The following is a 26,207-nucleotide window of genomic DNA, read 5'->3' as shown; positions in this document are numbered from 1 at the left end:
CTAACGTCGGTCAAAACGCACTGCTTCGCCGGCACGCTGTGAATACCTCCCTGTACGCTCCGTCGCGTCATCCCTGACGCGAAGGGCTCGGCGAAGCAGACACCCTTTGCCCTCCTTAGAACGCTCGCTGCTGACTGACAGCATGCAGACTACGCCGGGGCTGCCCGAAGCAGCAGTGGGGATTGCCGTAGCCGACCATAAAATGCCATGGATGGCATTTTCGAGCGCCCCATGGAGGGGCTCGAAGCGTGTCGTGAAGTGCAACCGCACTGATGCTTCGCATTGCATCTGCTTTGTCGACGTCGAGTTTTCAACGTCACAGCATATTGCGGATCACATAGTGCAGTATGCCGCCGTGGCGGTAGTAGGTGAGCTCGTCCTGGGTGTCGATGCGGCACAGGGCCTGAATTTCCCGCTCCTTGCCATCGGCACCGGCAATGACCACGGTCAGGCTGCAGCCGGGTTCAAGCTCGCTCAGGCCACGAATGGACAACTGCTCCTCACCGGTCAGCCCCAGACTGTCGGCGCTGTCTTCTCCGGTGAACTCCAGTGGCAGTACCCCCATGCCAATCAGGTTGGAGCGGTGAATGCGCTCATAGGAGCGGGCAATCACCGCCCGCACTCCCAGCAGCCGGGTACCCTTGGCGGCCCAGTCCCGGCTGGAGCCGGTGCCGTATTCCTTGCCGGCCACCACCACCAGGGGCACACCTTCATCCTGATAGCGCATGGCGGCATCATAAATGGACAGCTGCTCACCGCTGGGATAATGGCGGGTTTCTCCCCCTTCCACCCCGTCCAGCATTCGGTTGCGAATGCGAATATTGGCGAAGGTGCCGCGCATCATTACCTCATGGTTGCCCCGGCGGGAGCCGTAGGAGTTGAAGTCGGCCCTTTTTATACCCAGCGACTGCAAATACTCGCCTGCCGGACTGTCGGCCTTGATGCTGCCCGCCGGCGAGATATGGTCCGTGGTCACCGAGTCGCCCAGCAGCGCCAGCAGCCGCGCCGATTCAATGTCGGTCACCGTCTCGGGCTCGGCCTCCATGTCGCTGAAAAACGGCGGATGGCGAATGTAGGAGGAGTCCTCCTGCCAGTCAAAGGTGGCGCTGCCGGTCACCTCAATGGCCTGCCAGCGCTCGTCGCCGTCGAACACCTCGGCATACTCTCTGCTGAACATCTCGGTTTTCACTTTGGCCACCGCCTCGGCCACGGCTTGTTGTGACGGCCAGATATCCTTCAGGTACACCGGCTTGCCGTTTTGATCGGTGCCCAGCGGATCCTTGCCGAGATCCACGTGCATGTTGCCGGCCAGTGCATAGGCCACCACCAGGGGCGGCGACGCCAGCCAGTTGGTTTTCACCAGGGGGTGGATCCGGCCCTCAAAGTTGCGGTTGCCCGACAGCACCGAAGCCACTGTGACATCGTCCTTGCGAATGGCCGCTTCAATGGGCTCGGGCAGCGGCCCCGAGTTACCGATGCAGGTGGTGCAGCCATAACCCACCAGATAAAAACCGAGTTGTTCCAGCGCCGGCATCAGACCGGCGGCCTTGAGGTAGTCGGTCACCACCCGGGAGCCCGGTGCCAGCGAGCTTTTTACCCAGGGCGCACGGGCCAGGCCTTTTTCCACCGCGGCCCTGGCCATCAGGCCGGCAGCCATCAGCACGCTGGGGTTGGAGGTATTGGTACAGGAGGTAATGGCGGCAATGACCACGGCGCCGTCACGCAGATGATGGGTGGCGCCATTCAGCCTGAACGGCGTGCCCTGCTGGGCCTGCTCGCAGCCCACGGCGGTCTGGCCGCCCTCGCCTTCCAGCCGGCTTTCGGCCTGACTGCTCACCGCCTGATCCCGTGCCAGCTCAAAGGCTTGCGGCACCCGGCCGAGCTCGACCCGGTCCTGCGGACGCTTGGGGCCGGCAAGGCAGGCCGTCACCTCGGCCATGTCGAGCTCCAGGGTATCGGTAAACACCGGCTCGTCACCCGGGTTGCGCCACAATCCCTGAGCCTTGGTGTAGGCCTCCACCAGTTCAATGTGCGGCTCGGCTCGACCGGTCAGGCGCAGATAACGCAGGGTTTCTTCATCCACCGGAAAGAAACCGCAGGTGGCGCCGTATTCCGGGGCCATGTTGGCAATGGTGGCTCTGTCCGCCAGGGGCAGGCTGGCCAGGCCATCACCGTAGAACTCCACAAACTTGCCCACCACGCCGTGGTTGCGCAGCATTTCGGTGACGGTGAGCACCAGATCGGTGGCGGTCATGCCTTCGCGCAGGGCGCCGGTGAGCTTGAAACCCACCACTTCGGGAATGCGCATGGACACCGGCTGACCAAGCATGGCAGCTTCCGCTTCAATGCCGCCCACGCCCCAACCCAGCACCCCGAGGGCATTGATCATGGTGGTGTGGGAGTCGGTGCCCACCAGGGTATCCGGGCAGGCCAGAATGCCGCTATCCGTCTCTTGCTGCCACACCGTCTGGCCCAGATATTCCAGATTCACCTGATGGCAGATGCCGGTGCCGGGCGGCACCACCCGAAAATTATCAAAGGTCTGCTGCCCCCAGCGCAAAAAGGCGTAACGCTCACCGTTGCGGGCCATTTCCATGTCCACGTTGGCGGCAAAGGCCTCGGGAGTGGCGAACTCGTCCACCATCACCGAGTGGTCGATCACCAAGTCCACCGCCGACTGCGGGTTGACCTTGTTCACCTCGCCGCCGAGGCGTTTGACCGCCTCGCGCATGGCCGCCAGATCCACCACCGCCGGTACGCCGGTAAAGTCCTGCATCAGCACCCGTACCGGACGAAAGGCAATTTCCCGATCGCTGTGACCCTGTTTCAGCCAGTTGACCATGGCGTTCATGTCGTCAGGGGCAGCGTCGTGGCGCAGCAGGTTTTCGGTCAGCACTTTCAGGGATTTGGGTAACCGCTCAAGTTGCTTGTTATCCATGGCCTGGTGCAGGGAATAATACAGATAAGACTGATCGCCCACTCTGAGATGGCCGGTGACACCCTTGTTCACGTCGGAAGACATGGCTCCTCCTGGTTCTTGTCCGGTTCGTTACCGGAAGCCGATTGTTTGGGATATCAAGGAATTGAGACTAAAGTATGGTTCAGGGTCGAGGTCGCGGCCAACCGGCGCCGAAGAATTGCCCACGGGGTCACACAGAGGCGCGGCACACGCAAATTTTTTCAGGCTCAGGGCCGTTTTTTCTCGTTGGCGTCCGTCGCCCGTTTCGCGTAGATAGTGGGCCCGATTCAGCCCTTGTGCCTCCATACAGAAGAGAGCCACCCGACTCATGAAAATTGCCATTCTTTCCCGTAATCCGTCCTTGTATTCCACCCGCCGTCTGAAAGAGGCCGCCGAGGCCCGGGGTCACGAGCTGCATATTTTCGATGTGCTGCGCTGCTACATGAACATCAACGACAACAAGCCGTCCATTCACTACAAAGGCCAGGAGCTGGAACACTTTGACGCCGTCATTCCCCGCATCGGCGCCTCGGTGACCTTTTACGGCACCGCCGTACTGCGCCAGTTTGAAATGATGGGCTGCTACACCCTCAACCATTCCGCCGCCATCAGTCGTTCAAGAGACAAACTGCGCTCGCTGCAGGTGCTTTCGGGCCACGGCGTGGGCATGCCGATCACCGGCTTTGCCAACAAGCCCGATGACGTGCCCGATCTCATTCACATGGTGGGTGGCGCGCCCCTGGTGATCAAGCTGCTGGAAGGCACTCAAGGGATTGGCGTGGTACTGGCGGAAACCCGCAAGGCGGCGGAAAGCGTGCTTGAAGCCTTTATGGGACTCAAGGCCAACATCATGGTGCAGGAGTTTATCGAGGAGGCCGGCGGCGCCGACATTCGCTGTTTTGTGCTGGGCGACAAAGTGATCGCCGCCATGAAGCGCCAGGCCCAGGAAGGCGAGTTTCGCTCCAACCTGCACCGGGGCGGTGCCGCCGGGCTGGTACGCATTACCCCCGAAGAGCGCAAGACCGCCGTGGCCTCGGCCAAGGCCATGGGGCTGCAGGTGGCCGGGGTGGACCTGCTGCGCTCCAAACGCGGCCCACTGGTGATGGAAGTGAACTCGTCGCCCGGGCTGGAAGGCATTGAAAAGGCCACCGGCAAGGACGTGGCGGATCTCATCATTCAGCACATTGAAAAGCATGCCCACCGCAAAACCCGCAGCCGGGAGCGAGGTTAATGACCGCCACCTTTGAACTGGCCGGCCAGCATGTGCCCGCCGGCCGCCGTCAGACCATGCAGCTGGCGCTGGCGCAGCTTTACACCCAGTCGCCGCTGACGGTGCCGGTGGAAGTGGTGCACGGCAAGCAGCCGGGGCCTGTGCTGCTGCTGTGCGCCGCCATTCACGGCGATGAGCTCAACGGCATTGAGGTGGTCAACCAGGTGCTGGCCAGGGTCAATCCGGCCCGGCTCAGGGGCACCCTGATCGCGGTGCCCGTGGTGAACGTGTTCGGCTTTATTCACAAGTCCCGCTACCTGCCGGACCGGCGCGATCTTAACCGTTGCTTTCCCGGCTCGGAAAAAGGCTCGCTCGGTGCCCGGGTAGCGCATTTTTTTGTGAATGAGATCGTCAGCAAGTGCAGCCACATTATCGATCTGCACACCGGCGCCATTCACAGGGCCAACCTGCCCCAGATCCGGGCCCAGCTCGATTGCCCGGTGACCCGGCAAATGGCGGAAAACTTTGGCGCGCCCATTATTCTCGATGCCAGCATTCGCGACGGCTCGCTCAGGGCGGTGGCGGAAGCCAAGGGGGTGCCGGTGATCCTGTATGAAGCCGGCGAAGCATTGCGTTTCGACGCCCTGCCCATCAAGGCCGGGGTGCGTGGTGTGCTCAGGGTCATGCGCAGCCTGGGCATGCTGAAGAGCACCACCGCCAAATCGGTGGCCGAGCCCATTATCGCCCGTGCCAGCACCTGGATTCGGGCCGAGCACGACGGCCTGCTGCACCTGCGGGTGCGCCTGGGGGATCGCATTCGCAAGGGCGATTGCCTGGGCACCATCAGCGCACCGCTGGGGACGGAAGTCCGCGACATTATCGCCCCGCGCAGCGGTATCGTGATCGGCAGCCTGACCATGCCATTGGTCAATGAAGGTGACGCCATCTGCCATATCGCCCTGTTTGACGAGATCAAGCAGGCGGAGCTGAGCGTGGAGCGCTTTGTGGACGAGCTGGACATTCAGCAACCGGCTATATAATGCCAATGATACGGCCGGCAGGGCCAGTGCCCTTCTGCAGCAAGATACCGGGTCTCGTCATGCTGAACTCGATTCAGTACCGGTATGACGGTGTGTTAAAAGCGCAATAGAAAAGGGGCAGCCACTGGCTGCCCCTTTTGGTGTCGTCGGCTCCTTCATGAACCTTGATTGCTCCCTGCATTCCCTGACCTGACTCCTCCGAGTCTTCCCCTTCCCGTTCCGTCGAGGTCATCCGTGTATCTTCCGTGAATGGCTGCGTTCCTGCGGCCAACCGCTTCGTCCTGAAGGTATCCCTTGGTTTTCCTGAACCTGTCCGCTTGGCCTTCCCGACCGGGTCCCTTGCCGTTCCTGGCTGCCGGCCTACCTGCCCGCACTGTCTTCCCTGTCCCTGTTCCGGCGTCACTGCCGGGAATCCTGTCAGCCTTCCTGCTGGCTTGCCATCCTGGCAACTCAGCCTGCCTTGCTGTTGGTACTAACTATACCCTTTCCCTTGTGGGGAACAATGCAGGGTGGAAGCCCTGCTTCCTGTTTACACTTTAACCAGAAACAAAAAATCATTGTTATTCATGAATCTATGAAAACAGCAGGCTAAAACCACATATTAAAAGCGCCTTTTCCCGGCGCGGCTTGAGAGATCGCTTACAAAGAACAAGGGGAATAGGGAATGGGGATTGGGGAATGGCAAAAAAATGCCGGGCAAGCCCGGCATTTTTACAGACTAAAGGTGTTAGCCTCAGCCCATCATTTTCGCCTTCAGTGCGGCGAAATCGGCAGGAATGGTCTCGGACAGCGATTCCATGGCGCCGTGCTTGGCCAGCGGTCCCGGCAGGTCGATGTCCTGCTCGAGAATGGCATCCACGCTTTCCTTGAACTTGGCCGGGTGCGCGGTGCACAGGAAGATGCCCACTTCGTCCTTGCCACGCTCCTTGTTAAGCAGATCCCAGGCGATGGCACCGTGGGGCTCGCACAGGTAGCCCTTGGCAAACAGGCGCTTGAGGGCGTCCTTGGTTTCTTCGTCGTTAAGGGCACCGGAGGCGATGTCGGCCAGATCCCAGCCCTTGACCCGGCACAGCTCTTCCACCCTCGGCCAGTTGTTGGGACGGCTCACATCCATGGCGTTGGACAGGGTGGCAACGGTGTCGTTGGGCGCCCAATTGCCGCTTTCCAGGTAACGCGGCACTGTGTCGTTGGCATTGGTAGCGGCCACAAAACGCTTCACCGGCAGGCCGATGGCCTTGGCAATCAGGCCGGCGGTGAGGTTGCCGAAGTTGCCGGACGGCACGCAGATCACCGCCTTGTTGCGTTGCTCGGCGGGCAGCTCGGCCACGGCTTCAAAGTAGTAGCACACCTGGGCCAGCAGCCGGCTGATGTTGATGGAGTTGGCGGAGTTCAGACCCACGGCGGCCTTCAGCTCTTCGTCGTCAAAGGCCTGCTTCACCAGCGCCTGACAGGCGTCGAAGTCGCCCTGTACCGCAAAGGTGCGAATATTGCCCCCAAGAGTGGTGAACAGCTTTTCCTGCAGCGGGCTGATTTTGCCTTCCGGATACAGGATCACCACTTCGATATTGGGCAGGCCGTAAAAGGCGTGGGCCACGGCGGCACCGGTGTCGCCGGAGGTGGCGGTCAGAATGGTGATCTTGCCGTCGCTGCTCAGGGTGGCCAGGCACTGGGCCATAAAGCGGCCGCCAAAGTCCTTGAATGCCAGGGTCGGGCCGTGGAACAGCTCCAGGGCATAGGTGTGCTCGTCCACCTTCACCAGCGGCGCCGGAAAGGTAAAGGCGTGCTCCACCATGGCGGTGAGGGTGTCTTTCGGGATCTCGTCACCGATCAGGTGCTGCAGAATGGCCACGGAGCGCGGTACCAGCGGCAGCTCCAGCAGCGCATCCACGTTGGCCAGCGGGCTCAGGTTTTCCGGAAAGAACAGCCCCTGGCCACGGCCCAGGCCCTGCTTCACGGCGCCGGCAAAATTGATGGTCTCTGCGTTATCCTTGATGTTGTACAACTTCATAGCTTGGTTCCTGTGACTCGCGCGCCCTCGGCGTCGAGTTTGCAAATATGGCAAAAGCCATCCTGATTCTGAATAAAGTGGTCGGCCAGCCAGGCCTGCAGTTTTTCCGCCTGATGCAGATCCTTCATCACCGTAAACACGGTGGGGCCGCTGCCGGAAATGCCGGTGCCCAGTGCCCCCATGGCGGCGGCATGCTCACGCACCTCATTAAAGCCGGGGATCAGCTGGGAACGGTAAGGCTCGGCGATCACGTCCTTGAGCATGGCGGCGGCCAGTTTTTCCTGACCGGTGTGGCTGGCATGCACAAAGCCCGCCAGGCGACGGCCATACTCCAGGCAATCCTGGCGGCGGTACTGGGCCGGCAGAATTTCCCGGGCGGCAGAGGTGGATACGGCAATGCCCGGGTAGCACACCACCCAGTACCACTCGTCGAAGGACGGCAGGGTCTGGCTGACCACACCGGCTTCATCCAGCACCAGTTGCATGCCGCCCAGATGGCAGGGGGCCACGTTGTCGTAATGCACGGAGCCGGAGATTTGCCCTTCCAGCTCGCCCATCAGCAGCATCAGTTCGTGCTCACTCATGGCGTTGTCATAAAAGGCGTTCAGAGCCACAAAGGCGGCGACGATGCTGGTGGCGCTGGAGCCCAGTCCCGAGCCCACCGGCAGGTTCTTTTCCAGCGTCATGGTCAGCGTCTTGCGCGCCAGGCCTTTTTTCTCCAGCGCCTTTTCATAGGACAGCCAGCAATCGTAAACGATGTTCTGGGTGTAGTCCTCCGGCAGCTTGTGGGCATAGGGGCCGGCGTTGGTGAGCTGAAATTCGCCGCTGGCGTCTTCCACCAGCACGCGGTCTCCCAGCAGGGAGCCGTCGAGGGGGGCCAGCGCGGCCCCCAGTACATCAAACCCCACACTTACGTTGGCGGTAGAGGCCGGCGCATAGGCTACAACACTCATTTAAATCTCCTGCTTCCAGTTATGGGTGCGCAACAGGTCGGCAAAGACACCGGCAGCGGTCACATCGGCACCGGCGCCGTAGCCGCGCAGCACCAGCGGAATGGGCTGGTAATACTGGGTATAAAACGCCAGGGCGTTTTCGCCGTCCTTGACCTTGAACAGGGGATCATCGCCGTCCACGGCCTTGATGGCAACCTTGCATTTGCCATTTTCGATGGCACCCACATAACGCAGCACTCGGCCCTCGCCCGCCTCGGCAGCCTTCTCGGCAAACCAGGCATCGGCCTCCGGCAGCCGGGCCATAAAGGACTCGATGTCACCGCTGGCATCAAAGCCCGGCGGCAACGCCTGCTCCACCTCGATATCGTCGAGGCCGAGTTCCATGCCCGCTTCCCGGGCCAGGATCAGCAGCTTGCGGGCCACGTCCATGCCGTTGAGATCATCCCGCGGATCCGGTTCGGTAAAGCCGTTTTCCCGGGCGATGCGGGTGGCTTCGGCAAAGCTCATGCCTTCGTCCAGCTTGCCAAAGATGTAGGACAGGGAGCCGGACAGAATGCCGCCAAAGGCCTTGAGCTGGTCGCCGGCACGAATGAGATTCTGCAGGTTCTCGATGACCGGCAGGCCGGCACCCACGTTGGTTTCGTACAGGAACTTGCGACGGGTGGCCTGAGCCGAGCGGCGCAGCTCACGATAGTAGTCGAGGCTGGAGGTGTTGGCTTTCTTGTTGGGGGTGACCACATGGAAACCAGCAGACAGGAAATCGGCATACTGATCGGCGATGACTTCGCTGGTGGTACAGTCCACCAGCACCGGGTTGATCAGATGGCTGTCTTCCACCAGGCGGGTGACCCGCTCCAGACTGAAGCTTTCCTGCGCCTGCTCCAGGCGATCGCGCCAGTCATTGAGGCCGATGCCGTTCTTGTCCAGCAGCATCTTGCGGGAGTTGGCGATGCCCACCACCCGAATGCCGATGTCCTGGGCTTCCAGCACCGGCTGCTGACGACGGATTTGCTCAAGCAGGGCACCGCCCACGCCGCCACAGCCCACCAGGAATACATCGATAAACTGGCGGCTGGAGAAGAAGTTCTGATGGCAGGCCTTGATCGCCTCGGTCACCTTTTCCTTGCCGATCACCGCAGAAATGGAGCGCTCACTGGAGCCCTGAGCAATGGCCACGATATTGATGGAGGCTTCGGCCAGGGAGTTGAAGAAGCGGGCCGATACCCCCCGCACGGTGCGCATGCGATCGCCCACCAAGGAGATAATGGCCAGATCGTCGATGAGATCCAGCGGCTCCAGCAGCTTGTTCTTGAATTCCAGCGCAAACTCGGTGGCGATGGCGCGCTGCACCTTTTGCTTGTCAAAGGTATGAATACAGAAGCTGACGCTGTATTCCGACGAGCTTTGGGTGATCAGCACTATGCTGGCACCGGCACGGGAGATGCAGGAGAACAGCCGGCCGGCCATGCCCACCATGCCCTTCATGCCGGGGCCGGAGATGTTGATCATGGTCATGCCGGCCAGATCGGAAATGCCCTTCACCTGCAGCTCGTCGTCGCTGCACTCGGGGCCGATCAGCGAGCCTTCCCCCTGGGGGTTGCCGGTGTTCTTGATCAGACAGGGAATATGGAACTGGGCGATGGGCGCGATGGTTTTCGGATGCAGTACCTTGGCGCCGAAATAGGACAGCTCCATGGCTTCCTTGTAGGACAACTGACGCAGCAGCTTGGCATCGGGCACCAGGCGCGGGTCACAGTTGTACACGCCGTCCACGTCGGTCCAGATTTCGCAGCACTCGGCGCCTACACAGGCGGCCAGCACGGCGGCGGAATAGTCGGAGCCGTTGCGGCCGAGGATCACGGTTTCGCCCTGCTCGTTGCCGGCGGTAAAACCGGGCATCAGGTACACGCAGTCGTCGCGCAGGCCCTTGTCGGCAAAGCGCTGGCGGGAGACCTCGATATTCACCTGGGCTTCCAGCACGCTGCCCTCGCCCAGCAGCATTTCCTGAGGCACGATCACTTCCACCGGCTCACCCCGGGCGCGCAGCAGCTCGGCCATGGTGGCGATGGACAGGGCTTCGCCCCGGCTGAGAATGCGGGCCTGAATGTTGTCGGGGCACTGTTGCAGCAGGCTGACGCCCTGCAGCAGCCGGGTCAGCTGGTTCAGCTCCCGCTCCACCGTCACCTTGAGTCCGGCATCGTCGAGGCCGGTATACTTGCTTTTGAGTCCGTCGATGATGCCGTGAAAGATCTGCTCGATCTCCTTCAGCACCGGCGCCGCCTCCAGGCCACGAATGGTCTGCTCGACCACGGCCACCAGGTGATTGGTCACGCGCGCCGGCGCCGACAGCACCAGAGCCACCTGGGACTGGCGCTGGTTGTTGACCACGATGTCGGCCACGGTGTCGAACCGTTCGGTATTGGCCAGCGACGTACCGCCAAATTTCAGGACTCGCATTCATTACTCCCTGTGTAAAACAAAAAAAGCCCGTATCTGGTTGGGACACGGGCTTTTCGATTCAAATTCTGTTTGTCGTCAGCGCATCAGCCCGCCCCGGTGCCACCCATGGTGGTGCCGGTAATAATAATGGTGGTGGTGCGGGTAAACAGCAGCATGACGTACAACCTGTTACAACGATTGGCATAGCAATAACCCGGGGCCGGTAGCTTGTCAACTTCACTCCCGGGTTTTGAGGGCCCGCTCAAGGTCCTTGCAAAGCAGGTGCAGCAGGTTCAGATCCCGCTGCTCCAGCACAGGCAACCGGTCACTCACCCACTCTGCCAGTTTTTCCTGCTGGGAAACTCCAATTGAGCCCAGCAATTGTTCTGTTTTTTGCTGTAACACGCGAAGTTGGGCATTTTCCTGCCGAACGTCGTTTTTTTGTTCATCTTCCGGCGTCAGCCCCTGGCTGAGTTCCCAGGCATAAAGCATGATGGCCTGACCCAGATTGAGCGACGGATAGCTGACCTTGAGGGGCAGATAACTGATGATATCGGCCTGGGCCAGATGCTCGTTGCTAAGGCCCGATTCTTCGCAGCCAAACAGCACCGCCACCCGTTGCACCGCCTTGTTATTGATCTGGGCCACGGATTCCCGGGGTGTCAGGTAGTGCTGATAGCGGCCACGCCGGCGAGCGGTGGTGGCAATCACCAGATCCATGTCGGCCAGGCCCTCGGCCAGGGTAGGAAAGTATTCAGCCTGCTCCAGCACTTCCTGAGCGCCGTGGGCCACCCACTGTGCCTGCTCCTGCTCATGCACCCGGCTGTTGATGACCCGCATGCGTGCAAAGCCCATGGTTTTCATGGCACGGGCGGCCGCGCCGACGTTTTCCGGTCGCGCCGGGGATTCCAGTACGAAATACAGCTCCATTACTTACTCGTCTTCCTCAAAATACCAGTAGCCCTGATTCACCAGCGGCAGCAGGCAGTCGAGCAGGTTGCGAGGCTCCTTCAGGCAGGCCACCTCGGGGCCGCAGATGCGGTTTTGATCGCACAGCAAAGCGATGCTGTCGGCATCAGGGGTGGCCAGCTGGTAGCGGTCGCCGTCGAGATAAAAGACGTCTTCGCTGCCTTCGTGGTAAAAACAGCGCGCGCCGCCCAGACGATAGAGGTGGTCGCCGTGATCCAGCCGCAGCACCAGCTCTTCCAGGCTGTAGGCCGGCTCGGCGGCTTCAAGATCGAGGTCATGCTTGGCTTCCGAGATCATTTCGCCAAACCAGTCGTTCAGGCGGGTGTCGTCGCTCAGCAGCTCGGTCATCAGGGTTTTCACCTGAGTCATGACCTCAACGTCGAGGCGACCGTGTGCCTGAGCGGCAGTCATGCCGGCATCATCAAAACGGCGGGTGATGTCGACATGGGCCAGCAGATGATCGGCAAAGCTGGAGAACAGGTCTTTGGCATCGGGAGCGCGAAAACCGATGGAATAGTTCAGCGCCGGGGTCTCGGCATAGCCCTCGTGAGGACAGCCGGGAGGAATGTAGAGCATGTCGCCGGGTTGCAGTACCTCGTCGATCACCGCCTCAAAGTCATCGCAGTGGCGCAGGGCGCCGTGGGCGGCAAATTCGCGCAGGCTCTGGCGCTCACCTACCCGCCAGCGGCGGCTGCCGGCGCCCTGAATGATAAAGACGCCATACTGATCAATATGGGGGCCCACGCCGCCTCCCGGGGTGGAAAAGCTCACCATGACATCGTCAAAGCGCCAGCCGGGAATAAACCGGAACAGCTCGGCCAGATCCTGCACCGCCGGGTGCCACTGGTTGACCGCCTGCACCAGCAGGGTCCAGTCGGTTTCGCCCAGGTGCTCATAAGATTCGAACGGTCCGGTTTCGGCCTGCCAGCGTTCCTGCTCGCGCCACACCCGGCGGGACTCGATATGGGGCTCCAGTGCCAGGCCGGCCAGCTCGTCGGGGCTAAGGGGGTCTTCAAAGTCCGGCAGGGCCGCCTTGAGCAAACGCGGCCGGCGCTGCCAGTCGTGGGCCAGAAAGTGATCGATATCCAGTTTAAGAGGGCTGTGCATGGGGAAACTCGCAACAGGGGCATAATGCTTCAAGAATAGCGGCTTATTATGCCCGCGTAGCGGGCATAATGATAGGCGTAAGCTGCCCGTGCAACGGGCATAATGACAGGAATAAGCTGCCCGCTGTGCGGGCATAATGCCAGGTATGAGCTGCCCGCGTGGCGGGCATAAAGACAGGCTAAAGCCGGCTTAGAGGGCGTCAAATGCCGAATGGTAGGTAACAAGACCGCTGGGCACCGGCTGTTTCAACGCCAGTGCCATAAAGGCATCACCCGCATCGGGATAAGGACAGGTCAGTCCCAGCTCATGCGCCGGACGAAAGCCAAAACGCTGGTAATAAGCCGGGTTGCCCAGCACTACTATGCCCGCCCAGTCGAAGTCGCTGGCGGCCTGTATGGCTTCGCGGATCATCTCCGAGCCCACGCCCTGATCCTGGCAGTCGGGCCACACGCTCACCGGGGCCAGCCCCAGCCAGCCGATGTCTTCCCCGTTGATCAGCACCGGGCTCATGGCCAGGTGGCCAATCACGGCGCCTTCATACTCGGCCACCTGGCTGACGCTGATGGCGCCCTGCTCGCGCAGGGCCAGCACCAGATCGGCCTCGTCGGGACGGTTAAAGGCGGCAAACACCACCTCATCGATATCGTCACCGTCGCCGGGACGTTCGGTTCTGCAAATCAGCATGCTTGCCTCCCGGCTCGCGTTGACGGCTCAGGGTGCCAGACGGGAAATGCTCCAGCCGTCGTTGTCGCGCTGGTAGAGAAAGCGGTCGTGCAGCCGGTTGGCACCACCCTGCCAGAACTCCACCGAGTCGAACTTCACACGAAAGCCCCCCCAGAAGCTGGGTAGCGGCACCTCGCCACTGGCAAACTTCTGTTTCATTTCCAGAAACTTGGCTTCCAGCATGCCCCGGGCCGAAATGCGGGATGACTGCTTCGAGACCCAGGCGCCGATCTGGCTGTCTTTGGGGCGGCTGGCAAAGTACTTCATCACCTCGGTGGCGGAGAGTTTTTCGACCTGACCGGTAACATGCACCTGGCGCTCCAGCGGGTGCCAGGGAAACAGCAGGCTGACACAGGGGTTATGATTGAGCTGTGCGGCCTTGCGGCTGCCCATGTTGGTGTAAAACACAAAGCCCTGTTCATCCAGTTGCTTGAGCAGCACGATACGCTGGTAAGGCTGACCGCGCTCATCCACCGTGCCCACCACCATGGCGGTCGGATCGGGCAGCCCGGCGGCAATGGCCTGCTGCATCCAGGTTTCGAACAAGGCGAGAGGCTCATTGGGCAAGTCGTTGCGCCGCAGGCCGCCCCGCAGGTATTCCCGTCGGTAATCCGCCAGCTCCATGTGTTTCATTCCTTAATACTGAAAGTGCTGTCATTGTGCAAAGCCGGCCCTGGCTTGGCAAGTGTTGTTGGCGGAAGGTGGTGTAGAGACGTGAGACGGAAGACGTAAAGGGTGCGGAGTGAGGGGGTGGGAAATGAAAAAGCCGGAGAAGATTCTCCGGCTTTGCATGTTACACGACGGGCTTATTCGGCGCTGTCGGTCTTGGCTTCTTCGGTGGCCTCGGGGGCAGAAGCGGCTTCGGCCTCTTCCGGCTTGTTGGCTTCCTTGATGGACAGGCGAATCCGGCCCTGACGGTCCACTTCCAGTACCTTGACCTTAACCTTGTCGCCCACCTTGAGGTGATCGGACACATTTTTCACCCGCTCTTCGGTGATCTGGGAAATGTGCACCAGACCGTCCTTGCCGGGCAGAATGTTGACGAAGGCGCCAAAGTCGGCCAGACGAACCACCTGACCTTCGTAGATGGTGCCGCTTTCCACTTCTGCGGTCAGCTGCTCGATGCGGCGAATGGCCAGCTTGGCGGCTTCACCGTCGACCGCGGCAATTTTCACGATGCCGTTATCATCCAGCTCAATGGTGGTGCCGGTTTCTTCGGTCAGGGCGCGAATGGTGGCGCCACCCTTGCCGATCACGTCACGAATCTTCTCGGGGTTGATCTTGATGGTGTGAATACGCGGCGCAAAGTCGGAGATGTCGGCACGGGGCGCCTGCAGGGCCTCGTCCATCACCTTCAGAATGTGCAGACGGGCGTTACGGGCCTGCTTCAGGGCCACTTCCATGATTTCCTTGGTGATGCCTTCAATCTTGATGTCCATCTGCAGGGCGGTCACACCCTCATTGGTACCGGCCACCTTAAAGTCCATGTCGCCCAGGTGATCTTCGTCACCCAGAATGTCGGACAGCACCACAAATCCTTCGTCCTCCTTCACCAGGCCCATGGCGATACCGGCCACGGAGGCCTTGATGGGCACACCTGCGTCCATCAGTGCCAGTGAAGTACCGCACACGGAAGCCATGGAGGAGGAGCCGTTGGACTCGGTGATCTCGGATACCACCCGCACGGTATAGGGGAATTCTTCCTGGCTCGGCATTACCGCGGCCACACCGCGCTTGGCCAGGCGGCCGTGACCGATTTCCCGGCGCTTGGGACTGCCAACCATGCCGGTTTCACCCACGCAGTAGGGAGGGAAGTTGTAGTGCAGCATAAAGCGGTTGGCGCGCTCGCCGGTCAGCTCATCGATGAGCTGGGCGTCACGCTCGGTGCCCAGGGTGGCGGCAACCAGGGCCTGGGTTTCACCACGGGTAAACAGCGAAGAGCCGTGGGCACGGGGCAGCAGGCCGGTGGCCACGTTCAGCGCACGGATCATGTCGGGCTCACGACCGTCGATGCGCGGCTCGCCACGCACCACACGGCCACGGACGATGGTTTTTTCCAGCTTGCCCAGCAGGTCCTGAATTTCCTTGATTTCCGCTTCCGGTGACTGCTCCAGCACGGCAGCCTGAACCCGGGTCTTGATGTCGGAGATGGCGTCGCGGCGGGCGGTCTTGTCGGTAATGCGGTAGGCCTCACCCAGTTCGGCAGAGGCCAGCTCGGCAACCTGAGCCTTGAGGGCTTCGTTTTCGGCCTTGGGCTGCCAGTCCCAGGGTTGAGTACCCACTTCGGCGGCCAGCTCGTTGATGGCAGTAATGGCGGTCTGCAGCTGCTCGTGACCGTACATAACGGCGCCCAGCATGACGTCTTCGGGCAGCACGGAGGCTTCGGATTCCACCATCAGCACGGCACCGGCGGTACCGGCTACCACCAGGTCCAGCTCGCTGTCTTTCAGCTCGCTGATGCTGGGGTTCAGTACGTATTCACCGTTCATGTAACCCACACGGGCCGCACCGATGGGGCCGGCAAAGGGCATACCGGAGATGGCCAGGGCCGCCGAGGTACCCAGCATGGAGATGATGTCCGGAGCAATTTCCGGATTGGCGGACATGACGGTGGCAATCACCTGAACTTCGTTTTTGAATCCATCGGGAAACAGCGGACGAATGGGGCGGTCAATCAGACGCGCAGTCAGTGTTTCGCCTTCGGTAGGACGGCCTTCACGCTTGAAGAAGCTGCCGGGAATACGACCGGCGGCGTAGGTACGCTCCTGGTAGTTCACGGTCAGCGGAAAGAAGTCGCGGCTTTCATCGGCTTCGCGCTTGCCAACCACACTCACCAGCACGGAAGTGTCGTCGATGCTGGCCATGACGGCGGCGGTGGCCTGACGGGCGATCACGCCGGTTTCAAGGGTGACGGTATGCTGACCGTACTGGAAGGTCTTTACGATAGGATTCACGCGGTAGATTCCTTTAATTGTTTGATTCTTTAATACGCCGGCACAGTATACTTGATTCCTGTTTAAAGGACAGAATGGCTGAAATAAAAGCGTGAGGAGTGAGGTGGATCTTTACCCCCACTCCTCTCCCCTCACAGCTAAAAAACAGGCAATAAAAAAGGGAGCCGAGGCTCCCTTTTTAACAAGGCTTTGGAGTCGATTAACGACGCAGGCCCAGCTTTTCGATCAGGGCACGGTAGCGCTCTACGTCTTTACGCTTCAGGTAGTCCAGCAGGCTACGACGCTGGGATACCATGCGCAGCAGACCGCGGCGGCTGTGGTGATCGTGGATGTGCTGCTTGAAGTGGCCCTGCAGGTGGTTGATCTGGGCGCTCAGCAGAGCTACCTGCACTTCGGGAGAGCCGGTGTCGCCTTCGCCACGGGCGAAATCGGCAACGATCTGGGCTTTGGTTTCAGCATTTAGTGACATGGTGTCTACTCCAAATAATCATGAATGAATTCCAGCCGATCACTAATTCAGCCGGAAGGAAGCACGGCATTCTACCAGCAACGCCGCGCTTGGCAACCTGAAATGCGCGCGAATTAACGCACCAGCCGGCGCGGCGCGACCTTGCCGTCGTCGTCGATTTCACCGACGCCGACAAAACGGCGGTCGTCACCGACCGTGATGCGTACAAAGCCCTCGAGGGGCGCGCCCGATACCTGTACCGCCTGGCCGTGCAGCAGATAACCGGCCACCAGCTCGGAGAGATTCACCTCGGGCAGGCTCTGCACGGCGGTGTCCATGGGCAGCAGCAGCGGATCCAGCTCCAGCCGTGGCGAAGTCTCATTGGCCTTGCAGTTGTCGAGAATGCACTGCAGCTGCTCCAGGGTCAGCATGCGATCCGCCGGGTAACCGGCCACCGCCAGCCGGCGCAGCATGGTGACATGAGCGCCGCAGCCCAGGCGCTCGCCCAGATCGTCGACGATGGTACGAATGTAGGTACCCTTGCTCACGTGCACTTCCAGCTCCACCTCATCGCCTTCAAAGCGAATGAGCTTGAGCTCGAACACGGTGATCGGTCGTGCCTCGCGCGGTACTTCAATGCCTTCACGGGCGTACTGATACAGGGGCTTTCCCTGATACTTGAGCGCCGAATACATGGACGGCACCTGCTCAATGTCACCGCGGAAATGATCCAGCGCTTCAATCAGCTCGCCGGTAGAGACGTTCACCGGGCGAGTCTCAACCACTTCGCCGTCGGCGTCGCTGGTGTCGGTGCGCTCGCCCAGCTTGGCGATCACCCGGTAGCGCTTGTCGGCATCGAGCAGAAACTGGGAAAACTTGGTGGCTTCACCCAGGCAGATCGGCAGCATGCCGGTGGCCAGCGGATCCAGGGCACCGGTGTGGCCGGCCTTGGCGGCGGCATAGATGCGCTTGACCTGCTGCAGGGCATCGTTGGAGGTAATGCCCGCCGGCTTGTCGAGCAACAGAATGCCGTCTACCTCACGGCCACGAAAGCGTCGCTGACGGCCCATCTCAGTGCTGCTCCTTGTCGTCTTCGTCATCGCGGCCGGCGCTGCGGCGCTTGTCTTCTTCCACCGTGCTCGAAACCAGGGTGGAAATGCGCATGCCTTCCACCAGGCTCTGGTCGTAGACAAAGCGCAGTTCCGGAGTTACCCGCAGGCGCATGGCCTTGGCCACCAGACTGCGAATATAACCGCTGGCGTCCTTCAGCGCCTCCATGCCCTGCTCTACCCGATCGGCGTCGTTGTCGAGAAAGGTCACGAACACCTTGGCATAGTTAAGATCCCGGGACACTTCCACACCGGACACGGTGACCATGCCCAGTCGTTCGTCTTTGATTTCCCGCTGCAGGATCACCGCCACTTCTTTTTGCAGTTCCTGACCTACCCGGCGGGTACGGCTGAATTCTCTGGCCATTACTTTCTTCCAAGACAAAGGGGGCCTTCAGGCCCCCGTTGATTACTGTGTTCAGACGTGGTTCACGGCGGCCTTACAGGGTGCGCTTGACTTCCACAATCTGATATACCTCAATCTGGTCGCCTACGCGCACGTCGTTGTAGTTCTTCACGCCGATGCCGCATTCCATGCCGTTACGCACTTCCTGAACGTCATCCTTAAAGCGACGCAGAGACTCCAGCTCGCCTTCGTAAATCACCACGTTGTCGCGCAGTACGCGAATCGGGTTGCTGCGCTTGACGTTGCCTTCGGTGACCATACAGCCGGCGATGGCACCCAGCTTGGGCGAACGGAACACATCCCGTACTTCTGCCAGACCGATGATCTCCTGCTTGAACTCGGGAGCCAGCATGCCGGTCATGGCCTGCTTTACTTCGTCCAGCAGCTCGTAGATCACGCTGTAATAGCGCAGATCGATGTCTTCCGCTTCGATCATCTTGCGAGCAGAGGCGTCGGCACGCACGTTGAAGCCCAGAATGATGGCGTTTGACGCCGCTGCCAGGCTGGCGTCGGTCTCGGTGATGCCACCCACGCCGGAGCCCACGATCTTCACCTTCACTTCGTCGGTGGACAGCTTCATCAGCGAGTCGGAGATCGCTTCGATGGAGCCCTGTACGTCCGCCTTCAGCACCAGGTTGACCTCGGCCACTTCGCCTTCGCTCATGTTGGCAAACATGTTTTCCAGCTTGGCCTTCTGCTGGCGGGCCAGCTTGACTTCGCGGAACTTGCCCTGACGGTACAGCGCCACTTCACGGGCCTTTTTCTCGTCCCGTACTACGGTGGCTTCGTCACCGGCGGTCGGTACACCGGACAGACCCAGAATTTCCACCGGAATGGACGGACCGGCGGATTTCACTTCGCGACCCAGCTCGTCCTTCATGGCACGTACCCGGCCGTATTCCAGGCCGCACAGCACGATGTCGCCCTGATGCAGGGTGCCGTCCTGTACCAGCACGGTAGCAACCGGACCACGGCCCTTGTCGAGGCGGGATTCGATCACCACGCCGGACGCCATGGCGTCGTACACGGCGGTCAGTTCCAGTACTTCGGCCTGCAGCAGAATCGCTTCCAGCAGTTCGTCGATACCGGTACCGGCCTTGGCGGAGATGTGCACAAAGATGTTCTCACCGCCCCAGTCTTCCGACATGACGCCGTGCTGGGCCAGTTCGCTCTTGACCCGGTCCGGATCCGCTTCCGGCTTATCCATCTTGTTCACGGCCACGATCAGGGGAACACCCGCTGCCTTGGCGTGCTGAATGGCTTCAATGGTCTGAGGCATAACGCCGTCATCGGCCGCCACCACCAGAATCACGATATCGGTGGCCTTGGCACCACGGGCACGCATGGAGGTAAAGGCCGCGTGTCCCGGCGTATCCAGGAAGGTGATCATGCCGTTGTCGGTTTCTACATGGTAGGCACCGATGTGCTGGGTAATACCACCGGCTTCGCCGGACGCCACCTTGGTACGACGAATGTAGTCCAGGGTAGAGGTTTTACCGTGGTCAACGTGGCCCATGATAGTCACCACGGGAGCGCGGGTCTTGAGCTCCGCATCGGTGTCACGATCGGACAGCACCCGCTCTTCCAGCTCGTTTTCACGACGCAGCACCACCTTGTGACCCATTTCCTCGGCCACCAGCTGAGCGGTTTCCTGGTCGATCACCTGGTTGATGGTGACCATGGCACCCATTTTCATCATCGCCTTGATGACTTCGGTGCCCTTGACCGCCATGCGGTTGGCCAGCTCGGCCACGGTAATGGTTTCGCCGATTTCCACTTCACGGCTCACCGGCTGGGCCGGCTTCTGGAAGCCATGCTTCATGGACTTGGGCGTCATCACCTTGGCGCGCTTGCCCTTGCGCTGACGCTCGTTACGGCTTTCGCGGTTCTCGCGATCTTCCTTGGTCTTGCCACCCTTGCGCTTCTTGCCGCCGGTGCGACGAGCTTTTTGCTCTTCGCTCTTGTCGGCTTCGTCTTCCGCAGCACGGGCGTGCTGGTTGGTGGTGACGTGATAATCCGCGTCTTCCGGTTTTTTGGCCGCTTCTTCGGCCCAGCGCTTTTCGTTTTCTTCCGCCAGCCGGCGTACTTCGTCCGCCTTTTGCTGGGCTTCCAGCTCGGCTTTGCGCAGAGCTTCCTCTTCGCGCTGTTTCTTCAGGTTTTCTGCTTCGCGCTTGGCCATGTCATCCGCCTTTTTCTGCTCTTTGCTTTGGGGCTTGGCTGCCCCCTGCTCGGTGTGCTTCTGAGCCTGCAGCTGAGCCTGACGGGCTTGTTCTTCCGCTTCACGCTTGGCTTTGTCTTCCGCTTCACGCTTGGCCTTTTCTTCCGCCTCACGCTTGGCTTGTTCTGCTGCTTCTCGTTGGGCCAGTGCTTCGGCCTCCTGACGCGCCTGCTCTTCGGCTTCCTGGCGCGCCTTTTCTTCTGCTTCGCGCTGCTGTTCTTCCAGCGCGTCACGTCTTACGTAGGTGCGCTTTTTGCGCACCTCAACCTGCACGGCCTTGTTCTTGCCGCCGGCACCCTGAACACTCAGGGTACTGATGGTCTTGCGCTGCAGGGTCATCCGTTTGGGTTCTTTATCGTCATTGGCACCGTGCTGCTTTTTGAGATGAGCAAGCAGGGTGGCCTTTTCAGTTTCGGAAACGGTGTCATTGCCGGATTTCTCCATGCCCGCTTCACGAAACTGCTGGATCAGACGATCAACCGGCGTGTCGATGTCACTGGCAAGTTGCGTCAAAGATACTTCTGCCATTCATTTACCTCCGATGATCTTAATCTTGGTTCTGCTCTCCGAACCAGCAGATGTTACGGGCAGCCATGATGAGTTCGCCCGCCTGGGCCTCATCCAGACTGTCAATGCCTTCAAGGTCGTCAATACCCTGCTCTGCCAGCTCTTCCAGATTCGAAACACCGCGTGCAGCCAGCTGATAAGCCAGCTCGCGAGTCATGCCGGACAGACCCAGCAGGTCTTCTGCCGGCTCAACCCCTTCAAAGGACTCTTCCTGTGCCAGCGCCCGGGTGGTGAGGGCGTCCTTGGCCCGGTTGCGCAGTTCCTCGACGGTGTCTTCGTCCAGGCCTTCCACGCTCAGCAGTTCGTTAACCGGCACATAGGCGATTTCTTCCAGGGTGGAGAAACCTTCACCCACCAGCAGGGCGGCGAAGTCATCGTCGATGTCCAGGTGGTCCACGAACAGGTTCATGATCTTGTCGTTTTCAGCCTGGTGCTTGTGCTGCAGGTCCTCGTCGGTCATCACGTTCAGCTCCCAGCCGGTAAGCTGGGACGCCAGGCGCACGTTCTGACCGTTACGGCCAATGGCCTGGGCCAGATTGCCAGCCTCCACGGCGATGTCCATGGAGTGGGCGTCTTCGTCCACGATAATGGAGGCCACGTCGGCCGGGGCCATGGCGTTGATCACGAACTGAGCGGGGTTGTCGTCCCACAGCACGATATCAACCCGCTCGCCACCGAGCTCGCCGGATACGGCTTGCACCCGGGCACCCCGCATGCCCACACAGGCACCGATGGGATCGATACGGCGATCGTTGGTCTTGACCGCAATCTTGGCACGACTGCCCGGATCCCGGGCGGCGGCCATGATTTCGATAATTTCTTCACCGATTTCCGGCACTTCGATGCGGAACAGCTCTTTCAGAAACTCCGGGTTGGAGCGGCTGACAAACAGCTGAGCACCACGGGCTTCGGGACGAACCGCATACAGCAGGCCGCGCACCCGGTCACCGGAGCGGAAGGATTCACGGGGCAGCAGATCTTCACGGAAGATCACCGCCTCGGCGTTGTTGCCGAGATCCAGAATCACATTGTCACGGGTGGCTTTTTTCACCACACCGGTAATGATTTCGCCTTCCTGATCCTGGAACTGCTCCACCACCTGCATACGCTCGGCTTCGCGCACTTTCTGCACGATAACCTGCTTGGCGGTCTGGGTGGTGATGCGGTCAAAGACAACAGACTCAATCTGATCTTCTACGTACTCGCCAACCTCGATTTCCGGGTCGTCGATCTGGGCCGCTTCCAGGGTAATTTCCCGGTAGGGGTTGGTCAGTGATTCCTGATCTTCCACCACCTGCCAGCGACGGAAGGTGTCAAAATCGCCGCTCTTGCGGTCGATGGCTACCCGTACTTCGATGTCGCCTTCGTATTTTTTCTTGGTGGCCGTGGCCAGCGCGGTTTCCAGCGCCTCGAAGATTTTTTCGCGAGGCACCGCCTTTTCGTTGGAAACGGCGTCTACAACCAGCAATATTTCTTTATTCATGTCCGATGGCCTCGTCAGTCAAAGTTCGGAACCAGATTTGCTTTTTGAATGTTGGCGTAGGCCACAGGAAATTCCTGGCCATTCACCTCCAGCCGGACCATGGTGTCGTCGGCAGACACCAGTGTGCCCTTGAGTTTGCGGCGATTGTTCACAGCCATGCGCAGCGCCAGCTCGACTTCCTGGCCGATAATGGCCTGGTAGTGGGCCGGTTTGAACAGAGGTCGTGCGAGCCCCGGGGATGAGACTTCCAGATCATACTCGGTGGAAATGGGATCTTCCACATCCAGCACAGCACTGACCTGCCGGCTGACTTCGGCGCAGTCATTTACATCGATGCCTTTTTCGCTGTCGATGTACAGCCGCAGAGTGGAGTGCCGGCCGGCGCGAACATACTCGAGCCCCAGCAGTTCAAAGCCCAGCGCTTCTACCGGCTCGCTGAGCATCTCGGTCAATCGTTGTTCCAATGTAGCCAAAGCTACCCCCCTTCAAAAACAAAAAAAGGGCTCGCAGCCCAGTGATAGTCGCATCGGCCAGGCCAATGCCAAAGTCCAGATAACAAAAAGCCCCGATGTTCAAATCGGGGCTATTCACCTGGACCCTGATTGTCGCCTCGCAGCGACCATTCATCGTGAGCAGACGATGAACGTGAAATTGGTTGCGGGGGCCGGATTTGAACCGACGACCTTCGGGTTATGAGCCCGACGAGCTACCAGGCTGCTCCACCCCGCGTCCGAAATCGTGCGAGATTATAGTCAAATCGAGTGAGATTCTCAACCTGTCTATAAATTGGTGCCGAGAGCGGGACTTGAACCCGCACGCCCATACGGGCACTACCCCCTCAAGATAGCGTGTCTACCAATTCCACCACCTCGGCAAAACCTTAATTGGGTACGTCGCTGCCGTTGGTCACCGGCACGTCACCCTGAACAGGAGCTTCAACCACTTCGGGAGCCGAAAGGTCTTCCCACTCGCTGCTCTGCTTGGTGCTGTTGGTAGAAAGATTACCCAGCACCAGGCTTACTACAAAGAATCCAGCCGCCAACATTGTGGTCGCCTTAGTCAGGAAGTTGCCTGACCCGCTGGATCCGAATACCGTATTGGATGCACCCGCTCCGAAGGAAGCGCCCATGTCAGCGCCTTTTCCTTGCTGTATCAGCACCAGGCCAATCAGGGCCATAGCTATCAGCAGGTACACCACCAAAAGAATTTCGTACATTTTCGCTACCTTTGGTTGGCGCTCGCGTCCCTTGGCAGGCTGCCCTTGGGAGCGGGGCTAATACTAGCGACAGCCCCACCGGGATACAAGCGCAATTTTAAAAAAATCATCCAAATGCATAAAAAGCCGGCAAAGCGATGATTCAACAACCGTTTTTGTAGGCCGCACTTTAGTGGGGCAAGGTCTCGGCGGACACATATCCCGGCTAAAGCCGGGCCTACAAGCCAGAATCAGGCAACCGCTTCGGCGATATTCTCCGCCAGACGGCGTACCTGCACCTTGTCGGCCCCTTCCACCATCACGCGAATGAGTGGCTCGGTGCCCGACTTGCGCAGCAGCACCCGGCCATTGCCGGCCAGCTCAACCTCGGCGGCGGCCACCCGGCGCTGCACTTCCTCATCAATCAGGGGATCGGTACCGGCGGCAAAGCGCACGTTCACCAGCACCTGGGGGAACAGGGTCAGGCCGCTGCGCAGCTCTGCCAGGCTGCCGCCCTCGGTGACCAGGGCACGCAGCACCTGCAATGCCGCCACAATGCCGTCTCCGGTAGAGTTGTGATCCAGACTGATAATATGGCCGGAGTTTTCACCGCCCAGCTTCCAGCCATGCGCTTTCAGCTGCTCCATCACGTACCGATCCCCTACCTTGGCGCGCCTGAACGGAATGTCGAGTTGCTCCAGCGCCAGCTCCAGCGCCATGTTGCTCATCAGGGTACCGACTACACCGCCGTTGAGGGTGCCCTGCCGCTGGCCATGGCGGGCAATGATGTAAAGTATTTCATCGCCGTCCACCAGGGCGCCGGTGTGATCCACCATGGCCAGTCGATCGCCGTCGCCGTCAAAGGCAATCCCCAGATCGGCACCGTGCTCCAGCACCGCCGCCTGCAGGGCCGCCGGGGCTGTGGAGCCGACACCGTCGTTGATGTTGAGACCGTTGGGCTGTACCCCGGTACGGATCACCCGGGCACCCAGCTCTTCAAACACCGCCGGGGCGATGTGATAGGTGGCGCCATGGGCACAATCGAGCACGATGCTGAGGCCGTCGAGGTGCAGATCCGACGGAAAGGTGCTCTTGCAGAACTCGATATAACGGCCGGCGGCGTCATTGATGCGGCTGGCCTTGCCCAGCTGATCCGATGACACGCAATCCATGGGCTGATCGAGCAGTGCCTCGATGGCCAGCTCCACCTCGTCGGGCAGCTTGGTGCCATCGTGAGAAAAGAACTTGATGCCGTTATCGTAATAGGGGTTATGGGAGGCGCTGATCACGATACCCGCCTCGGCCCGGAAGGTGCGGGTCAGGTAGGCGATGGCCGGCGTGGGCATGGGGCCGAGCAGTGCCGCCTGCAGGCCGGCGGCAGACAGGCCCGCCTCCAGCGCCGCTTCCAGCATGTAGCCGGAAATACGGGTGTCCTTGCCGATCAGCACCTTTCTGGTGCCGGTTTGTGACAATACCTTGCCCGCGGCCCAGCCCAGTTTCATCACGAACTCGGGTGTGATGGGGTAATCACCGACCCGGCCACGGACGCCGTCGGTACCAAAATATTTTCTGCTCATGCGCTTTGTTCCTGATAGTGTGCCGCCTTTCGCCATACGCGAAGGGCATCAACCATTTCCTTAACGTCATGCACCCGCACGATCTGTGCTCCCTGGGCCACGGCAAACAGGTGCGCGGCCAGGGTGCCGGCCAGGCGTTCGTCCACCTCGCGATTCAGCAACTGGCCCAGCATGGACTTGCGGGACATGCCCACCAGCAGCGGCAGCTCAAGCCGGTGCAGCTCCCCGACCCGCCCCAGCAGCTCAAAGTTGTGCTCCAGCGACTTACCAAAGCCATAGCCCGGATCCAGGCAAATACGTTGCCGGGGAATACCGGCGGCCTCGCAGGCGCTCAGCCGCTGCTCAAGAAAGCGGGCCACCTCGGCGGTCACATCATCGTAATCCGGCGCCTGCTGCATGGTGCGGGGCTGGCCCTGCATGTGCATCAGACACACGGCGGCGCCGCTGGCGGCAGCTATCTCAAGGGCACCCGGCTCACGCAAGGCGCGAATATCGTTGATCAGATCGGCGCCGGCCTTCACGGCCTCGCCCATCACCGCGGCCTTGCTGGTGTCCACGGATATCCAGCAATCCAGCTCGGCACGCAGCCGCTCTATCACCGGCACGACCCGATCCAGCTCTTCCTGCTCGGCCACGTTTTCGGCCCCCGGCCGGGTCGATTCGCCCCCCACATCGATAATGGTGGCGCCATCGGCCACCATTTGCAGGGCGTGACGCAGGGCCGCGTCCTGACCGTGATAGCGGCCCCCATCGGAAAAGGAGTCGGGCGTGGTATTGAGTACACCCATCACTTGTGGCGTGGAGAGATCCAGCGTTCTGGATACGGAAGATAACAACATGAA

At 60.5% G+C, this 26,207-nt stretch carries 20 protein-coding genes and 2 tRNA genes; 2 read left to right on the top strand and 20 right to left on the bottom strand.

Features of this window, described 5'->3' with window-relative positions; all coding sequences use genetic code 11:
- Positions 1-316: 316 nt before the first annotated feature.
- Positions 317-3,022 (bottom strand): aconitate hydratase AcnA, encoded by a 2,706-nt coding sequence (gene acnA, locus Q9290_RS00835; protein WP_306077740.1) that lies wholly within the window; start codon positions 3,020-3,022, stop codon positions 317-319.
- 265 nt (positions 3,023-3,287) lie between these two features.
- Between acnA and rimK the strand changes: the two genes are divergently transcribed.
- A complete protein-coding gene (gene rimK, locus Q9290_RS00830) occupies positions 3,288-4,190 on the top strand; it encodes a 30S ribosomal protein S6--L-glutamate ligase (RefSeq protein WP_306077739.1) in 903 nt (300 codons plus the stop codon).
- A complete protein-coding gene (locus tag Q9290_RS00825) occupies positions 4,190-5,209 on the top strand; it encodes a succinylglutamate desuccinylase/aspartoacylase family protein (protein WP_306077738.1) in 1,020 nt (339 codons plus the stop codon). Before rimK ends, Q9290_RS00825 begins: the two co-directional genes overlap by 1 nt.
- A gap of 733 nt (positions 5,210-5,942) precedes the next feature.
- On the opposite strand, the gene thrC is transcribed toward Q9290_RS00825, so the two are convergent.
- The 19 genes from thrC to folP form a co-directional block, all read right to left on the bottom strand.
- Positions 5,943-7,217, bottom strand: a complete 1,275-nt coding sequence (thrC, locus tag Q9290_RS00820; RefSeq protein WP_306077737.1) for a threonine synthase — start codon at positions 7,215-7,217, stop codon at positions 5,943-5,945.
- Positions 7,214-8,170 carry a homoserine kinase gene (gene thrB / locus Q9290_RS00815; RefSeq protein WP_306077736.1) on the bottom strand — a complete coding sequence of 319 codons (957 nt, stop codon included), beginning with the start codon at positions 8,168-8,170 and terminating at the stop codon, positions 7,214-7,216. Before thrB ends, thrC begins: the two co-directional genes overlap by 4 nt.
- On the bottom strand, positions 8,171-10,627 hold the full coding sequence (gene thrA, locus Q9290_RS00810) for a bifunctional aspartate kinase/homoserine dehydrogenase I (RefSeq protein ID WP_306077735.1): 2,457 nt from the start codon (positions 10,625-10,627) through the stop codon (positions 8,171-8,173). It lies immediately after the preceding gene.
- A gap of 219 nt (positions 10,628-10,846) precedes the next feature.
- Positions 10,847-11,539, bottom strand: a complete 693-nt coding sequence (locus Q9290_RS00805; RefSeq protein WP_306077734.1) for a tRNA/rRNA methyltransferase — start codon at positions 11,537-11,539, stop codon at positions 10,847-10,849.
- 3 nt (positions 11,540-11,542) lie between these two features.
- Positions 11,543-12,685, bottom strand: a complete 1,143-nt coding sequence (locus Q9290_RS00800; protein WP_306077733.1) for a ribosomal protein uL16 3-hydroxylase — start codon at positions 12,683-12,685, stop codon at positions 11,543-11,545.
- 189 nt (positions 12,686-12,874) lie between these two features.
- On the bottom strand, positions 12,875-13,369 hold the full coding sequence (locus Q9290_RS00795) for a GNAT family N-acetyltransferase (protein WP_306077732.1): 495 nt from the start codon (positions 13,367-13,369) through the stop codon (positions 12,875-12,877).
- Positions 13,370-13,396: 27 nt separating this feature from the next.
- The gene (pdxH, locus tag Q9290_RS00790; protein WP_306077731.1) at positions 13,397-14,032 is read right to left on the bottom strand and encodes a pyridoxamine 5'-phosphate oxidase; all 636 of its coding nucleotides are present in this window, start codon (positions 14,030-14,032) and stop codon (positions 13,397-13,399) included.
- Positions 14,033-14,214: 182 nt separating this feature from the next.
- Positions 14,215-16,362 carry a polyribonucleotide nucleotidyltransferase gene (gene pnp, locus Q9290_RS00785; RefSeq protein WP_371930881.1) on the bottom strand — a complete coding sequence of 716 codons (2,148 nt, stop codon included), beginning with the start codon at positions 16,360-16,362 and terminating at the stop codon, positions 14,215-14,217.
- 199 nt (positions 16,363-16,561) lie between these two features.
- Positions 16,562-16,831 carry a 30S ribosomal protein S15 gene (rpsO, locus tag Q9290_RS00780; RefSeq protein ID WP_306077730.1) on the bottom strand — a complete coding sequence of 90 codons (270 nt, stop codon included), beginning with the start codon at positions 16,829-16,831 and terminating at the stop codon, positions 16,562-16,564.
- A 113-nt stretch (positions 16,832-16,944) separates the two neighbouring features.
- Positions 16,945-17,880 (bottom strand): tRNA pseudouridine(55) synthase TruB, encoded by a 936-nt coding sequence (truB, locus tag Q9290_RS00775; RefSeq protein WP_306077729.1) that lies wholly within the window; start codon positions 17,878-17,880, stop codon positions 16,945-16,947.
- Between the two features lies 1 nt (position 17,881).
- A complete protein-coding gene (gene rbfA, locus Q9290_RS00770) occupies positions 17,882-18,286 on the bottom strand; it encodes a 30S ribosome-binding factor RbfA (RefSeq protein ID WP_306077728.1) in 405 nt (134 codons plus the stop codon).
- Positions 18,287-18,359: 73 nt separating this feature from the next.
- Positions 18,360-21,071: a translation initiation factor IF-2 gene (infB, locus tag Q9290_RS00765; RefSeq protein ID WP_306077727.1), complete on the bottom strand. Its 2,712-nt coding sequence runs from the start codon at positions 21,069-21,071 to the stop codon at positions 18,360-18,362.
- 19 nt (positions 21,072-21,090) lie between these two features.
- Positions 21,091-22,593 (bottom strand): transcription termination factor NusA, encoded by a 1,503-nt coding sequence (gene nusA, locus Q9290_RS00760; RefSeq protein WP_306077726.1) that lies wholly within the window; start codon positions 22,591-22,593, stop codon positions 21,091-21,093.
- A 14-nt stretch (positions 22,594-22,607) separates the two neighbouring features.
- The gene (rimP, locus tag Q9290_RS00755; RefSeq protein WP_306077725.1) at positions 22,608-23,066 is read right to left on the bottom strand and encodes a ribosome maturation factor RimP; all 459 of its coding nucleotides are present in this window, start codon (positions 23,064-23,066) and stop codon (positions 22,608-22,610) included.
- Positions 23,067-23,245: 179 nt separating this feature from the next.
- Positions 23,246-23,322, bottom strand: a tRNA-Met gene (locus tag Q9290_RS00750).
- A gap of 58 nt (positions 23,323-23,380) precedes the next feature.
- Positions 23,381-23,467 (bottom strand) — tRNA-Leu (locus Q9290_RS00745).
- A 6-nt stretch (positions 23,468-23,473) separates the two neighbouring features.
- Complete coding sequence (gene secG, locus Q9290_RS00740; RefSeq protein ID WP_306077724.1) at positions 23,474-23,809, bottom strand: preprotein translocase subunit SecG; 336 nt, start codon at positions 23,807-23,809, stop codon at positions 23,474-23,476.
- 230 nt (positions 23,810-24,039) lie between these two features.
- Positions 24,040-25,365, bottom strand: a complete 1,326-nt coding sequence (gene glmM, locus Q9290_RS00735) for a phosphoglucosamine mutase (protein WP_306077723.1) — start codon at positions 25,363-25,365, stop codon at positions 24,040-24,042.
- A complete protein-coding gene (folP, locus tag Q9290_RS00730; RefSeq protein ID WP_306077722.1) occupies positions 25,362-26,204 on the bottom strand; it encodes a dihydropteroate synthase in 843 nt (280 codons plus the stop codon). Before folP ends, glmM begins: the two co-directional genes overlap by 4 nt.
- Between the last annotated feature and the right edge of the window lie 3 nt (positions 26,205-26,207).

Origin of the sequence: Oceanimonas aquatica (assembly GCF_030732065.1) — a bacterium.
Lineage (GTDB): Bacteria > Pseudomonadota > Gammaproteobacteria > Enterobacterales > Aeromonadaceae > Oceanimonas.
This window is presented reverse-complemented; position numbering and strand designations above follow the sequence as displayed.

Coding starts and splice junctions, on each gene's coding strand:
- secG (WP_306077724.1), bottom strand. CDS start 23,809: ATGTACGAAATTCTTTTGGTGGTGTACCTGCTGATAGCTATGGCCCTG.
- thrA (WP_306077735.1), bottom strand. CDS start 10,627: ATGCGAGTCCTGAAATTTGGCGGTACGTCGCTGGCCAATACCGAACGG.
- acnA (WP_306077740.1), bottom strand. CDS start 3,022: ATGTCTTCCGACGTGAACAAGGGTGTCACCGGCCATCTCAGAGTGGGC.
- Q9290_RS00800 (WP_306077733.1), bottom strand. CDS start 12,685: ATGCACAGCCCTCTTAAACTGGATATCGATCACTTTCTGGCCCACGAC.
- rbfA (WP_306077728.1), bottom strand. CDS start 18,286: ATGGCCAGAGAATTCAGCCGTACCCGCCGGGTAGGTCAGGAACTGCAA.
- Q9290_RS00795 (WP_306077732.1), bottom strand. CDS start 13,369: ATGCTGATTTGCAGAACCGAACGTCCCGGCGACGGTGACGATATCGAT.
- thrC (WP_306077737.1), bottom strand. CDS start 7,217: ATGAAGTTGTACAACATCAAGGATAACGCAGAGACCATCAATTTTGCC.
- folP (WP_306077722.1), bottom strand. CDS start 26,204: ATGTTGTTATCTTCCGTATCCAGAACGCTGGATCTCTCCACGCCACAA.
- glmM (WP_306077723.1), bottom strand. CDS start 25,365: ATGAGCAGAAAATATTTTGGTACCGACGGCGTCCGTGGCCGGGTCGGT.
- truB (WP_306077729.1), bottom strand. CDS start 17,880: ATGGGCCGTCAGCGACGCTTTCGTGGCCGTGAGGTAGACGGCATTCTG.
- pdxH (WP_306077731.1), bottom strand. CDS start 14,032: ATGGAGCTGGCGGATTACCGACGGGAATACCTGCGGGGCGGCCTGCGG.
- rimK (WP_306077739.1), top strand. CDS start 3,288: ATGAAAATTGCCATTCTTTCCCGTAATCCGTCCTTGTATTCCACCCGC.
- Q9290_RS00825 (WP_306077738.1), top strand. CDS start 4,190: ATGACCGCCACCTTTGAACTGGCCGGCCAGCATGTGCCCGCCGGCCGC.
- rpsO (WP_306077730.1), bottom strand. CDS start 16,831: ATGTCACTAAATGCTGAAACCAAAGCCCAGATCGTTGCCGATTTCGCC.
- thrB (WP_306077736.1), bottom strand. CDS start 8,170: ATGAGTGTTGTAGCCTATGCGCCGGCCTCTACCGCCAACGTAAGTGTG.
- Q9290_RS00805 (WP_306077734.1), bottom strand. CDS start 11,539: ATGGAGCTGTATTTCGTACTGGAATCCCCGGCGCGACCGGAAAACGTC.
- infB (WP_306077727.1), bottom strand. CDS start 21,071: ATGGCAGAAGTATCTTTGACGCAACTTGCCAGTGACATCGACACGCCG.
- nusA (WP_306077726.1), bottom strand. CDS start 22,593: ATGAATAAAGAAATATTGCTGGTTGTAGACGCCGTTTCCAACGAAAAG.